The organism is Burkholderia metallica (genome assembly GCF_001718555.1).
Lineage (GTDB): Bacteria > Pseudomonadota > Gammaproteobacteria > Burkholderiales > Burkholderiaceae > Burkholderia > Burkholderia metallica.
The window spans coordinates 269,249-282,363 of record NZ_CP013401.1 but is presented as its reverse complement, the minus strand read 5'-3'; the positions used below and the strand labels follow the sequence as shown (position 1 = coordinate 282,363).

Here is a 13,115-nt window from a genome sequence, read left to right as displayed (position 1 = left end):
TTTTCTTTTGTTGACGACAGGCCGATGAGCACCATTCATGTGATTCAGGGCGGCACCGCCGCCGCGTCGCTGCGCGAAGCGCTTGCGCAAGCCGGACGCCACGACGAGCACGTCGTCGGATTGCTCGACGACCTCGGCTTCGGGCCGCTCAAGGGCGCCGACGAGACGCCCGACACGCGCGCCGCCTTCTGGCGACGCGTGCTCGGCGACCAGATTCCCGACTGGAACGCGGAAATCGAAGGCGAGTTCGCGCGCCTCGACCAGCTTGCGATGGATACCGGGCAGGTGGTCGTGTGGCACGCACCGAGCGTCGGCGACAAGCTGCTGCTGCGGCGCGTCGCCTATCACCTGCGCAACGTCCCGCAACGCCTGAACGAAGTGCGGCTGTCGGCCGCCGATTTCGACCCGGCGCAGCGCGCGTCGCTGTCGCGCACCGACCAGGCATGCGCGACCGGGATGTTCTCGCCCGCCGAACTGGCGCGCAAGCGCCCCGTGGCCGCGCCGATCTCGGTGCTGCGCATCGGGCGCCTCGCGCTCGAATGGCAGGAGGCGAAGCACCTGAACGCCGAGCTGCGCTACTGGGTCAGCAACACGATCAAGAGCGGCCACTACGAGGATCTCGACGCGCTGATTCTCGCTCGTGCGCAAGCCGACTGGCTGCCCGCCCGGCGCCTCGTCGGTGGCATCATGGCCGATGCAGACCGCGGCGGGCTGTTCGTCAGCGACGCGATCGCCTGGTGGCGCTGCCGCGAGCTCGCAGCCGCCGGCCGGCTCGAGCTGCAGGACGACACGCCGGACGCCCTCTCTTTCACGCAGGTGCGCACGGCCCGCACGGCCACCCCGCACCGCTAATCTTCCCCATTCGACCATGGCCCGAACCCGAGCGCCCGACCACGAATCCCAGCGCGAGCAGATCCTCGATCTGGCCGCCGAGAAATTCGCGCAGACGAGCTACCCGAGCACGTCGATGTCCGATCTCGCGACCGCGAGCGGCACGTCGAAGGCGCGGCTTTATCACTATTACGAGAGCAAGGAAGCGATCCTGTTCGACCTGCTCGACCGCTACACGAAACGGCTGATGCTGATCATCGCCGAGGTCGAGGGCGCGAGCCAGCGGCGCGGCCTCAGCGAGCGCGACGCGTTTGCCGAGCTCGTGCGCGCGTTCCTGGCCGAATACGAGACGTCGCACAGCCGCCACGTCGCGCTGCTCAACGACGTGAAGTATCTCGAGGACGCGCAGCGCGAAATCGTGCTCGACCGCCAGCGCGACATCGTCGCGGCGTTCACGCGGCAGCTCGCGCGCGCGTACCCGGACCGCATCTCGAAGGAAAACCAGACGTCCGTGACGATGATGGTGTTCGGGATGATCAACTGGACCTTCACGTGGCTGAAGCCGGGCGGGCGCCTCGGCTACCGCGACTTCGCCGAACAGGTGATCGACCTGATCGAGCGCGGGCTGTCGACGGGCGCCTGATTGCCGCGCAGCAGCATGCGTTGCGCGACGGGCACAGTGCGACCGCCCGCCGCGCATTTCATATGACGAACTTTAAATCCGTTTAAAATCATATAGATAGAGAATGAACTAAGCGGATTTAGAATTCCTCCTCAGCACAAACAACGTCAAATGCGGGTTTTCCCCAACCCCGCTCGGGTAAAATGCTGTTGCATTGCACAACCGACTTGTGCACCCACACTGAGGAACCCACGATGAACACGCAATTCAACGGCCGTGCCGATGCTGTCGGCAACGCCGGTAGTGCGCCGGTTCTCGTCAGGGAACTGGCTTCCAAAGACCGTGAGCAAATGCTCACCCACTTTCTCTCGCTCGACGAAGAGGACCGCCTGCTGCGCTTCGGCCAGATGGTGCCCGACCACGTGATCGAGAACTATGTCCGCACGATCGACTTCGGTCGCGATACCGTGTTCGGCGTGTTCGACCACGACCTCGAACTGATCGGCGTCGGCCACCTCGCCTATCTGCCGGCCGACGGCGACAAGCGCACGGCCGAATTCGGCGTGTCGGTGCTCGAAAGCGCACGCGGCCGCGGCGTCGGCTCGAAGCTGTTCGAGCGCGCGGCGATCCGCAGCCGCAACACGCACGTGACGACGCTGTACATGCACTGCCTGTCACGGAACGCGACGATGATGCATATCGCGAAGAAGTCAGGGATGCGGATCGAGTACGCGTACGGTGAAGCGGATGCATACCTGTCGCTGCCGCCGGCCGACCACTCGACGATCATCGCCGAGATGCTGCAGGAACAGGCCGCGGTGTTCGACTACGCGATGAAGCGCCAGGCGCGCCGCACCACGAAGTTCATCGAATCGCTGATGCCCGCCGCGCTGACGGCGTAACGTCGGCCCGCCGGGCCGCGCCCGCCGCGCGCCCGGCCCCCTCTTCCCTTCTGCCCACCACCGGCCCGCTAGCGCACCGACCGAATCGGCAACGCGGTCGTCTCCTTGAAGCAGTCGAGCGAGAAGCTCGTCTTCACGTCGATCACCGACGGGTGATGCAGCAGATGCTCCTGCACGAAGCGGGAGAAATGCGCCATGTCCTCGACCTGCACGCGCAGCAGGTAATCCATGTCCCCCGTCATCGCGTGGCATGCGACCACTTCCGGCCACGCCTGCACGGCCGCGCGGAACAGTTCCGCGTGGGTTGCGCCCGCGCGCGCCGACGTCTCGTCGACCCGCACCGGCGCGAGGCCGCCGCGCTTCTCCAGCCGCACGCTCACGTACGCGAGCAGGTCGAGCCCGAGCTTCTGCGGATTCAGCAGCGCGACGTAGCCGGTGATCACGCCGATCTCCTCGAGCCGCCGGATCCGCCGCAGGCACGGGCTCGGCGACAGGTTCACGCGCTCGGCGATCTCCTGGTTCGACAGGCGCCCGTTCTCCTGAAGAATCGCCAGAATCCGCCGGTCGATGGCATCCAATTCGGCTTGCGCCATCTTCTGCCCTCCATTGATTATTTCGAGACTGGAAATTGCGCCATCGTAGGGTCAGGCGATCAAGTTCGCAAGTTTCCGCTCGCGGCTGCCCGCTACACTTTGTCGCACGTACCGATTCGTCGCGCACGCGCCGCGTGCGCCACGTTCGACATCGAACCAGGCCGGGCATGCGCACGTCGCTCCGGCCGATCGCCCCCACTGGAGACACGCCATGCAGATCCCGAACTGGGACAACCCCGTCGGCACCGACGGCTTCGAATTCATCGAATACACGGCACCGGACCCGAAAGCGCTCGGACAATTGTTCGAACGGATGGGTTTCACCGCGATCGCGCGCCATCGCCACAAGGACGTGACGGTCTACCGCCAGGGCGACATCAACTTCATCATCAACGCGGAACCCGACTCGTTCGCGCAGCGCTTCGCGCGCCTGCACGGCCCGTCGATCTGCGCGATCGCGTTCCGCGTGCAGGACGCCGCGAAGGCGTACAAGCGCGCGCTGGAACTCGGCGCATGGGGCTTCGACAACAAGACGGGCCCGATGGAGCTGAACATCCCGGCGATCAAGGGCATCGGCGATTCGCTGATCTACTTCGTCGACCGCTGGCGCGGCAAGAACGGCGCGCAGCCGGGCGCGATCGGCGACATCAGCATCTACGACGTCGACTTCGAGCCGATCGCCGGCGCGAACCCGAACCCGGTCGGCCACGGCCTGACGTACATCGACCATCTGACGCACAACGTGCACCGCGGCCGCATGCAGGAATGGGCCGAGTTCTACGAGCGCCTGTTCAACTTCCGCGAAGTGCGCTACTTCGACATCGAAGGCAAGGTGACGGGCGTGAAGTCGAAGGCGATGACGTCACCGTGCGGCAAGATCCGCATCCCGATCAACGAGGAAGGCTCCGACACGGCCGGCCAGATCCAGGAATACCTCGACGCGTATCACGGCGAAGGCATCCAGCACATCGCACTCGGCGCGAGCGACATCTACCAGGCAGTCGACGGCCTGCGCAGCAAGGAAGTGAAGCTGCTCGACACGATCGACACGTATTACGAACTGGTCGACCGCCGCGTGCCGAACCACGGCGAATCGCTGGAAGAGCTGAAGAAGCGCAAGATCCTGATCGACGGCGCGCGCGACGACCTGCTGCTGCAGATCTTCACCGAGAACCAGATCGGGCCGATCTTCTTCGAGATCATCCAGCGCAAGGGCAACCAGGGCTTCGGTGAAGGCAACTTCAAGGCGCTGTTCGAATCGATCGAGCTCGACCAGATCCGCCGCGGCGTCGTGCAGGACAAGGCCTGACGCAGCTGGCGCGCGGCTGCCCGGGGCAACCCGGCAGCCCGCACGATCCGGCGGCACAAAGAAAAAGGGCGGGAATCCGAGGATTCCCGCCCTTTTTGCATTCCGGCGCGGCCCGCTGGCCGCGCGACCGGATCAACGCGCGTTCGCCTTCGACTCGACGGCGCGCTCGGCCGACGGCTGCGCGACAGCGTCCTGGGCCGGCACGATCTGCTGCATCTGCGCGCCGGCTGCCGCCAGTGCGCTCGCGCCTTGCGCGCGCACCGGGCCGGTCATCGAGAAAAACGCGGCGGACACGATCAGGAAACTTTGAATATGACGTGTGTTCATTGCACCTCCTTTAAAACTGCCGGCGCCTCCCCGATTGCGTCGAAACGACCCCACGCGACCGGGCACCTCCGGCAGGCCGACAAGATTAACGGCATTTGCTCGCAGATGAACGCGGCTTTACATGCTTTTACATGATGTAACGCATCATCGCGCCCTCTTTTCTGCCGCGCCACCGCCATTCGATCCGTATCCCGCCCCATGGGCGGCGGGTTTGCCCCAGTGCTACCATCACTTAAAACCGGCCAATATGCCGGCCACTGCAGACGCATCCACAAGATGGCCGACGCATTCGAGTTTTGGTGATCCCAAACTGGGTGGAGGAGACAGTTAATGAATGCCCCGCTAGACGCAGACCAACGCGCGTCGCTGGAAGCCGCGCTGAAGTCCGTCACGCTTGACGACAAATACACGCTGGAACGCGGTCGCGCGTACATGAGCGGCATCCAGGCGCTCGTGCGCCTGCCGATGCTCCAGCAGGAACGCGACCGCGCCGCCGGTCTCAATACGGCCGGTTTCATCTCCGGCTACCGCGGCTCGCCGCTCGGCGGCCTCGATCTGTCGCTCTGGAAAGCCAAGCAGCACCTGGCGGCCCACCAGATCGTCTTTCAGCCCGGCCTCAACGAAGATCTCGCCGCCACCGCCGTGTGGGGCTCGCAGCAGGTGAACCTGTACCCCGGCGCGAAGTACGACGGCGTGTTCGGCATGTGGTACGGCAAGGGCCCGGGCGTCGACCGTACCGGCGACGTCTTCAAGCACGCGAATTCGGCCGGCTCGTCGCAGCACGGCGGCGTGCTGGTGCTCGCCGGCGACGATCACGCGGCGAAATCGTCGACGCTCGCGCACCAGTCCGAACACATCTTCAAGGCTTGCGGGCTGCCCGTGCTGTTCCCGTCCAACGTGCAGGAATATCTCGATTTCGGCCTGCACGGCTGGGCGATGAGCCGCTACTCGGGCCTGTGGGTCGCGCTCAAGTGCGTGACGGACGTCGTCGAATCGTCGGCCTCGGTCGACATCGACCCGCATCGCACCGAGATCGTGCTGCCGACGGATTTCATCCTGCCGGAAGGCGGGCTGAACATCCGCTGGCCCGACCCGCCGCTCGTGCAGGAAGCGCGGCTGCTCGACTACAAGTGGTACGCGGCGCTAGCCTATGTGCGCGCGAACAAGCTCGACCGGATCGAGATCGACTCGCCGAACGCGCGCTTCGGGATCATGACCGGCGGCAAGGCCTACCTCGACGTGCGCCAGGCGCTGACCGACCTCGGCCTCGACGACGAAACCTGCGCGCGGATCGGCATCCGGCTCTACAAGGTCGGCTGCGTATGGCCGCTCGAAGCGCAGGGTGCGCAGGCGTTCGCGCGCGGACTCGACGAAATCCTCGTCGTCGAGGAAAAGCGCCAGATCCTCGAATACGCGATCAAGGAAGAGCTGTACAACTGGCCCGACGGCCAGCGCCCGCGCGTGTTCGGCAAGTTCGACGAGAAGGACGGCGCCGGCGGCGAATGGTCGGTACCGATGGGCAACTGGCTGCTGCCCGCGCACTACGAACTGTCGCCCGCGATCATCGCGAAGGCGATCGCGACGCGCCTCGAGAAGTTCGAGCTGCCGTCCGACGTGCGCGCGCGCATCGCCGCGCGGCTCGCGGTGATCAACGCGAAGGAAATGGCGCTCGCGAAGCCGCACGTGCAGACGGAGCGCAAGCCGTGGTTCTGCTCGGGCTGTCCGCACAACACGTCGACCAACGTGCCGGAAGGCTCGCGCGCGATCGCCGGCATCGGCTGCCACTACATGACCGTGTGGATGGACCGCAGTACGAGCACCTTCAGCCAGATGGGCGGCGAGGGCGTGCCGTGGATCGGCCAGGCGCCATTCACGGACGAGAAGCACGTGTTCGCGAACCTCGGCGACGGCACCTACTTCCACTCGGGCCTGCTGGCCGTGCGCGCGGCGATTTCGTCGAAGGCGAACATCACGTACAAGATCCTGTACAACGACGCGGTCGCGATGACGGGCGGCCAGCCGGTCGACGGCGTGCTGACGGTGCCGCAGATCACGCACCAGCTCGCGTCCGAAGGCGCGAAGAAGATCGTGATCGTCACCGACGAGCCGGAGAAGTACGACAGCCAGAAGGCGCTGCTCGCGCCGGGCGTGACGATCCATCACCGCGACCAGCTCGACGACGTGCAGCGCGAGCTGCGCGAGATCGAAGGCACGACGATCCTGATCTACGACCAGACCTGCGCGACCGAGAAGCGCCGCCGCCGCAAACGCGGCACGTATCCGGACCCGGCCAAGCGCGTCGTGATCAACGACGCGGTGTGCGAAGGCTGCGGCGACTGCTCGGTGCAGTCGAACTGCCTGTCGGTCGAGCCGCTGGAAACCGAATTCGGCACGAAGCGCCAGATCAACCAGTCGAGCTGCAACAAGGATTTCTCGTGCGTGAAGGGCTTTTGTCCGAGCTTCGTCACGGTCGAGGGCGGCCAGTTGAAGAAGCCGAAGGCCGTGTCGGTCGACGGCAGCGCGCTGCCGCCGATCCCTGAACCGACGCTGCCCGACATCGACCGCGCGTACGGCGTGCTCGTCACGGGCGTCGGCGGCACGGGCGTCGTCACGATCGGCGCGCTGCTCGGGATGGCCGCGCACCTGGAAAACAAGGGCGTGACCGTGCTCGACGTCACCGGCCTCGCGCAGAAAGGCGGCGCCGTGATGAGCCACGTGCAGATTTCGCACGCGCCGACCGACATCCACGCGACGCGGATCGCGATGGGCGAAGCCGACCTCGTGATCGGCTGCGACGCGATCGTCACGGCCGGCGACGAATGCACGTCGCGCATGCGCCATGACGCGACGCGCGTGGTGGTCAATAGCGCGCAGACGCCGACCGCCGAGTTCATCAAGAACCCGAACTGGGCGTTCCCGGGCCTGTCCGCCGAGAACGACATCCGCGCGGCGGCGGGTGACGCCGTCGACTTCATCGACGCGAACCGTTTCGCGGTCGCGCTGCTCGGCGACGCGATCTACACGAACCCGTTTGTGCTCGGCTACGCGTGGCAGAAAGGCTGGCTGCCGCTCACGCTCGCGTCGCTCGAACGCGCGATCGAGCTGAATGCGGTGTCGGTCGAGAAGAACCGCGCGGCCTTCGACTGGGGCCGCCGCGCCGCGCACGACCTGGCGAGCGTGAAGCAGGCCGCGGCCGGCGACGCACGCCCCGCGCAGGGCGCCACGGTGATCGCGCTGCACACGAAGAAAGCGGTCGATGCGCTGATCGCGAAGCGCGTGGAATTCCTCACCGCGTACCAGAATGCCGCGTACGCAGCCCGCTATGCGGCGTTCGTCGACAAGGTGCGCGCCGCCGAACGTGCGCTGGCGGACGGCGACACGATGCAGGAGCCGCTGACCGAAGCGGTCGCCCGCAACTTGTTCAAGCTGATGGCGTACAAGGACGAATACGAGGTCGCGCGGCTGCAATCCGATCCGGCGTTCCTCGCCCGCCTGACCGCACAGTTCGAAGGCGACTGGAAGCTGAAATTCCACCTCGCGCCGCCGCTGTTCGCGAAGACGGACGCGCACGGCCATCTCGTGAAGAAGGCGTACGGCCCGTGGATGATGTCGGCGTTCCGGCTGCTCGCGAAGGCGAAGTTCCTGCGCGGCACGGGGCTCGATCCGTTCGGCCGGACCGAGGAGCGTCGCACCGAGCGCGCGCTGATCGGCGAGTACGAAGCGCTGATCGACGAAGTGACGGCCAGGCTGAACGCGGCCAACCGCCCGCTCGCACTCGAGCTCGCGGCGCTGCCGGACGGCATTCGCGGCTACGGCCACGTGAAGGAGAACAACCTGCGGGCGGTGCGCCAGAAGTGGGACACGCTGCTCGCGAAGTGGCGTTCGCCGGCAGGCCAGTCGCACCAGCAGGTCGCGTAACGGCGCGCGCGTCGGGCATTCGCGGTCCGGATGCCCGACGCGCGAGCGGCAACCGGCTCACGTCACGATAAAAAAACGCCACGGAACGCAGGTTCCGTGGCGTTTTTCATGGCGCCGCGCGTGAAGCGCGGCACACGCGGGCGTGAACTTACTTCGTGTTCACGTTCGCGGCGGCAACGGCCGTCATGTTGATGATCCGGCGCACGGTCGCAGCCGGCGTCAGGATGTGGACCGGCTTTGCCGCGCCGAGCAGGAACGGCCCGACCGTCACGCCTTCGCCGCCGACCATCTTCAGCAGGTTGTACGCGATGTTCGCCGCTTCGACGTTCGGCATGATCAGCAGGTTCGCTTCGCCCGACAGCGTCGTGCCGGGGAACGCCTGCTTGCGGATCAGTTCCGACAGCGCCGCGTCGCCGTGCATTTCCCCGTCGACTTCCAGGTTCGGCGCCCGTTCGACGATCAGCTTGCGGGCCTCGCCCATCCGGCGCGACGACGCCGACGGCGCGCTGCCGAAGTTCGAGTTCGACAGCAGCGCGGCCTTCGGCACGATGCCGAAGCGCTCGATCTCGGCCGCGGCCTGAATCGTCATGTCGGCGAGCTGTTCGGCGCTCGGCAGCTCGTTCACGTACGTGTCGCACACGAACAGGTTGCGGCCCGGCAGCATCAGCAGGTTCATCGCGGCGAAGTGCTCGGCGCCCTTCGCGCGGCCCAGCACCTGCTCGATGAACTTCAGGTGGCTGTGGAACGTGTCGATCATCCCGCAGATCATCCCGTCCGCGTCACCCAGGTGCACGAGCATCGCGCCGATCAGCGTATTGAACTTGCGCATCGCGGCCTTCGCGACTTCCGGCGTCACGCCGTCGCGCGCGCCGATCTCCTGATACGCCTGCCAGTAGCGGTGGTAGCGCGCATCGTCTTCCGGATCGACGATTTCGAAATCGGTGCCGGCCTTCAGCTTCGAGCCGATCTTCGCGAGACGCATGTCGATGACCGACGGGCGGCCGACGAGGATCGGCTTCGCGATCTTTTCCTGCAGCACGAACTGCGCGGCGCGCAGCACGCGCTCGTCCTCGCCCTCGGCGAACACGATGCGGGCCTGCTTCTGCTTCGCGGTCGCGAACACCGGGCGCATCACCATGCCGGTGCGGTAGACGGTCGCGCCGAGCTGCTCGCGGTACGCGTCCATGTCCTGGATCGGGCGCGTGGCGACGCCCGAATCCATCGCGGCCTGCGCGACGGCCGGCGCGATCTTGATGATCAGGCGCGGGTCGAACGGCTTCGGAATCAGGTAGTCCGGCCCGAATTCGAGCGAGTGGCCTTCATACGCCTTCGCGACTTCCTCGCTCTGGTCGGTTTCCTGCGCCAGCTCGGCGATCGCGCGCACGCACGCGAGCTTCATTTCTTCCGTGATCGTCGTCGCGCCGACGTCGAGCGCGCCGCGGAAGATGAACGGGAAGCACAGCACGTTGTTGACCTGGTTCGGGTAGTCCGAACGGCCGGTCGCGACGATCGCGTCCGGGCGCACGGCCTTCGCGTCTTCCGGGCGGATTTCCGGTTCCGGGTTCGCGAGCGCCAGGATCAGCGGCTTGTCGCCCATCGTCTTGACCATGTCCTGCTTCAGCACGCCCGCGCTCGAGCAGCCGAGGAACACGTCGGCGCCGACGATCGCGTCGGCGAGCGTGCGCGCGTCGGTGGTCGCCGCATAGCGCTGCTTCGACGGATCGAGGTTGCCGCGCCCTTCGTAGATCACGCCCTTCGAATCGGTGACGAGGATGTTCGACTTCGTGAGGCCGAGGTTCACCAGCAGGTCCAGACACGCGATCGCCGCCGCGCCCGCGCCCGAACACACGAGCTTCACTTCGGACAGCTGCTTGCCGACGACCTTCAGGCCGTTCAGGATCGCGGCCGAGGCGATGATCGCGGTGCCGTGCTGGTCATCGTGGAAGACGGGGATCTTCATGCGCTCGCGCAGCTTCTGCTCGATGTAGAAGCATTCCGGCGCCTTGATGTCCTCGAGGTTGATGCCGCCGAGCGTCGGCTCGAGCATCGCGATCGCCTCGACGAGCTTGTCGGGGTCGGACTCCGACAGTTCGATGTCGAACACGTCGATGCCCGCGAATTTCTTGAAGAGGCAGCCCTTGCCTTCCATCACCGGCTTCGCCGCGAGCGGGCCGATGTTGCCGAGACCGAGCACCGCCGTGCCGTTCGTGATGACGCCGACGAGGTTGCCGCGCGACGTGTACTTCTGCGCGTCGAGCGGATCGGCGTGGATCGCCTCGCACGCGGCGGCGACGCCCGGCGAATACGCGAGCGACAGATCGAGCTGATTCGACAGCGGCTTGGTCGGGGTGACCGAAATCTTGCCGGGTTTCGGGTTCAGGTGATAAGCGAGTGCGGCCTGCTTCAGTTGTTCGTCCATGATTGACCTGCGAGAGACATGCGAAATATTGACGGTTCAGTACGCAGCACCTTCGGCCGCGTCTGCTTGAATCGAGGGGATGATCGACTGCGAGACGGCACGCGACGCGCCGGGTCGGCACGCCATCGAACCTTGGCGGGTGGCAAGAGGAAAGTACAAAGTACTGAACGATTTCTAAGGGCCGCCTAGTGTACACCCCCTAAATGACGTCCGTTGGTGCAGCGCCGCATCCCCGGCATCAGCAGCGCGCCCGGCGGCCCCCGCTTGTTTCGCCGGTGGTGAGCCGCGCGGCGAACCCGCGCGAATTCCGCCGAAAACCGCCCTGAATCGGGTAAAATAGCCGGCTACGCGCGCAGCGATGCGATTGGCCCTCCGATCGCGCCCCGGCCCTTCGGGCCGGTTCCCCTTGCTGCGCCACCGGGCCCGCGCCCGCTCTTCGCTCATCACCCAAGGAACGCCCATGACAGGCTACGATCGTCAGTCGATCTCGGATACGACCGCCAAAATCCTGCTCGAAGTACAGGCAGTGCACTTCAACGCAGAAAAACCGTTCATCTTCACGTCCGGCTGGGCGAGCCCCGTCTATATCGACTGCCGCAAGCTGATTTCGTATCCGCGCGTGCGCCGCGCGCTGATGGAAATGGCTGAAACGACGATCACGCGCGACATCGGCTTCGAACAGATCGACGCGGTGGCGGGCGGCGAGACGGCAGGCATTCCGTTCGCGGCCTGGATCGCGGACCGGATGATGGTGCCGATGCAGTACGTGCGCAAGAAGCCGAAGGGTTTCGGCCGCAACGCGCAGATCGAAGGCCATCTGGAAGAAGGCTCGCGCGTGCTGCTGGTCGAAGACCTGACGACCGACAGCCGCAGCAAGATCAACTTCGTCAACGCGCTGCGCACCGCCGGCGCGACGGTGAACCACTGCTTCGTGCTGTTCCACTACGACATCTTCAAGGAAAGCGTGTCGGTCCTGAAGGACATCGACGTCGACCTGCACGCGCTCGCCACGTGGTGGGACGTGCTGCGCGTCGCGAAGGCATCGGGCTACTTCGAGACGAAGACGCTCGACGAAGTCGAGAAATTCCTGCACGCACCGGCCGAATGGTCGGCGGCGCACGGCGGCGCGACGGCTCCGAAGGAATGACGCCATGCCGGCGCACGCGCCGGCACGCTAGCTGAACAAGCCGCCCGCTTCATCGCGGGCGGTTTTTTTTCGTCCGTCGATTCGCGCGATGACCGATCGCAATTGCGCGCGCCGGCGTGCATCGCTCATCGAACCCTAATGCTAGACTTGATCCATCGTCGCCATCAGCTGCGCAGCAACGCACAACGCCAACAATGCCGGGCGCGTCGGTCCGGCCCACGTGACGGGAGAAGCGCCATATGCGTGTGGATCGCCGGATCACTCCGCCTGCGCCATCGGGTCGCCCTTCTCCGTTTCGCCTCTCCGCCCTTCTGTGCGCCGCCGTTTTCGCGACGCTGCCCGCGCATGCGGAAGGCCCGTTCACCGTGACGAGCGACGACCTGACGCCGGGCGCCCGCGTGCGGCTCGCGAACGTGTTCGACCGCGGCGACTGCAAGGGCGGCAACCATTCGCCGCAGCTTGCGTGGCACAACCCGCCGCCCGGCACGCGCGGCTACGCGGTCACGATCTTCGATCCCGACGCGCCCGGGCACGGCTGGTGGCACTGGGCCGTCGCGGGCATCCCCGCGACCGTCACGAGCCTGCCAACCGACGCGAGCGCGTCCGGCTTCCTGCGGCGCATCGGCGCGAGCGAGGCGCGCAACGACTTCGGGATCGACGGCTATGGCGGCCCGTGCCCGCCGCCCGGCAAGCCGCACCGCTACGTGATCACCGTCTACGCGCTGAAAGGCACCGACCTGCGCATCTCGCAGGGCCGCCCCGCGCCGATGTTCGAGCACGAGATCGGCACGCTCGCGATCGGCACCGCGCAATTCACGGTCACTTACGGGCAGTAAGCGCTCGCGCGCCGCCCGTCGCCCGTCGCGATTGCCCGCGCCCGCGAATTTCCGCGCGCGGCCTGCGCGCCTGTTTCCCGTCATTTCGACTTGCTAGACTCCGTTGCACCGGTCGCGGCATTCCGCCGCGCATCCGTCGCGCCGCCCGAGTGCGGCGCGTGACACGGCGAGCCAGCGGTCCGCCGTTCCCGTCCCTTTCCGGAGAACGCTT

The 13,115-nt window shown here is 66.2% G+C and carries 10 protein-coding genes; 7 read left to right on the top strand and 3 right to left on the bottom strand.

Going from position 1 to position 13,115, the window contains the following annotated elements:
* Positions 1 to 24 precede the first annotated feature (24 nt).
* The 3 genes from WJ16_RS01215 to WJ16_RS01205 all read left to right on the top strand — a co-directional run bounded on the left by WJ16_RS01215 (position 25) and on the right by WJ16_RS01205 (position 2,355).
* Positions 25 to 852: a DUF1835 domain-containing protein gene (locus tag WJ16_RS01215; protein WP_069255521.1), complete on the top strand. Its 828-nt coding sequence runs from the start codon at positions 25 to 27 to the stop codon at positions 850 to 852.
* Between the two features lie 16 nt (positions 853 to 868).
* A complete protein-coding gene (locus WJ16_RS01210) occupies positions 869 to 1,474 on the top strand; it encodes a TetR/AcrR family transcriptional regulator (RefSeq protein WP_069255520.1) in 606 nt (201 codons plus the stop codon).
* Between the two features lie 233 nt (positions 1,475 to 1,707).
* The gene (locus tag WJ16_RS01205) at positions 1,708 to 2,355 is read left to right on the top strand and encodes a GNAT family N-acetyltransferase (RefSeq protein ID WP_069255519.1); all 648 of its coding nucleotides are present in this window, start codon (positions 1,708 to 1,710) and stop codon (positions 2,353 to 2,355) included.
* Positions 2,356 to 2,423: 68 nt separating this feature from the next.
* Here WJ16_RS01205 and WJ16_RS01200 read toward each other — a convergent pair whose 3' ends face one another.
* The gene (locus WJ16_RS01200) at positions 2,424 to 2,948 is read right to left on the bottom strand and encodes an Lrp/AsnC family transcriptional regulator (RefSeq protein ID WP_069255518.1); all 525 of its coding nucleotides are present in this window, start codon (positions 2,946 to 2,948) and stop codon (positions 2,424 to 2,426) included.
* Between the two features lie 211 nt (positions 2,949 to 3,159).
* On the opposite strand from WJ16_RS01200, the gene hppD reads away from it, so the two are divergent.
* Positions 3,160 to 4,257: a 4-hydroxyphenylpyruvate dioxygenase gene (hppD, locus tag WJ16_RS01195; protein ID WP_059528292.1), complete on the top strand. Its 1,098-nt coding sequence runs from the start codon at positions 3,160 to 3,162 to the stop codon at positions 4,255 to 4,257.
* A gap of 132 nt (positions 4,258 to 4,389) precedes the next feature.
* Here the strand turns inward: hppD and WJ16_RS01190 are convergent, their stop codons facing one another.
* Complete coding sequence (locus WJ16_RS01190) at positions 4,390 to 4,584, bottom strand: hypothetical protein (RefSeq protein WP_069255517.1); 195 nt, start codon at positions 4,582 to 4,584, stop codon at positions 4,390 to 4,392.
* A gap of 330 nt (positions 4,585 to 4,914) precedes the next feature.
* Here WJ16_RS01190 and WJ16_RS01185 point away from each other — a divergent pair, with 330 nt between their 5' ends.
* A complete protein-coding gene (locus WJ16_RS01185; protein ID WP_069255516.1) occupies positions 4,915 to 8,502 on the top strand; it encodes an indolepyruvate ferredoxin oxidoreductase family protein in 3,588 nt (1,195 codons plus the stop codon).
* A 148-nt stretch (positions 8,503 to 8,650) separates the two neighbouring features.
* Here WJ16_RS01185 and WJ16_RS01180 read toward each other — a convergent pair whose 3' ends face one another.
* On the bottom strand, positions 8,651 to 10,921 hold the full coding sequence (locus WJ16_RS01180) for an NADP-dependent malic enzyme (protein WP_069255515.1): 2,271 nt from the start codon (positions 10,919 to 10,921) through the stop codon (positions 8,651 to 8,653).
* 460 nt (positions 10,922 to 11,381) lie between these two features.
* On the opposite strand from WJ16_RS01180, the gene WJ16_RS01175 reads away from it, so the two are divergent.
* Both WJ16_RS01175 and WJ16_RS01170 read left to right on the top strand, forming a co-directional pair.
* Positions 11,382 to 12,068, top strand: coding sequence for an orotate phosphoribosyltransferase (locus WJ16_RS01175; protein WP_011546659.1), 687 nt, complete (start codon positions 11,382 to 11,384; stop codon positions 12,066 to 12,068).
* 239 nt (positions 12,069 to 12,307) lie between these two features.
* Positions 12,308 to 12,904: a YbhB/YbcL family Raf kinase inhibitor-like protein gene (locus WJ16_RS01170; RefSeq protein ID WP_069255514.1), complete on the top strand. Its 597-nt coding sequence runs from the start codon at positions 12,308 to 12,310 to the stop codon at positions 12,902 to 12,904.
* Positions 12,905 to 13,115 lie beyond the last annotated feature (211 nt).

Bases quoted from the DNA above. Each gene is read 5' to 3' on its own strand.
- WJ16_RS01215 (WP_069255521.1), top strand. From the start codon at position 25: ATGAGCACCATTCATGTGATTCAGGGCGGCACCGCCGCCGCGTCGCTG.
- WJ16_RS01210 (WP_069255520.1), top strand. From the start codon at position 869: ATGGCCCGAACCCGAGCGCCCGACCACGAATCCCAGCGCGAGCAGATC.
- WJ16_RS01205 (WP_069255519.1), top strand. From the start codon at position 1,708: ATGAACACGCAATTCAACGGCCGTGCCGATGCTGTCGGCAACGCCGGT.
- WJ16_RS01200 (WP_069255518.1), bottom strand. From the start codon at position 2,948: ATGGCGCAAGCCGAATTGGATGCCATCGACCGGCGGATTCTGGCGATT.
- hppD (WP_059528292.1), top strand. From the start codon at position 3,160: ATGCAGATCCCGAACTGGGACAACCCCGTCGGCACCGACGGCTTCGAA.
- WJ16_RS01190 (WP_069255517.1), bottom strand. From the start codon at position 4,584: ATGAACACACGTCATATTCAAAGTTTCCTGATCGTGTCCGCCGCGTTT.
- WJ16_RS01185 (WP_069255516.1), top strand. From the start codon at position 4,915: ATGAATGCCCCGCTAGACGCAGACCAACGCGCGTCGCTGGAAGCCGCG.
- WJ16_RS01180 (WP_069255515.1), bottom strand. From the start codon at position 10,921: ATGGACGAACAACTGAAGCAGGCCGCACTCGCTTATCACCTGAACCCG.
- WJ16_RS01175 (WP_011546659.1), top strand. From the start codon at position 11,382: ATGACAGGCTACGATCGTCAGTCGATCTCGGATACGACCGCCAAAATC.
- WJ16_RS01170 (WP_069255514.1), top strand. From the start codon at position 12,308: ATGCGTGTGGATCGCCGGATCACTCCGCCTGCGCCATCGGGTCGCCCT.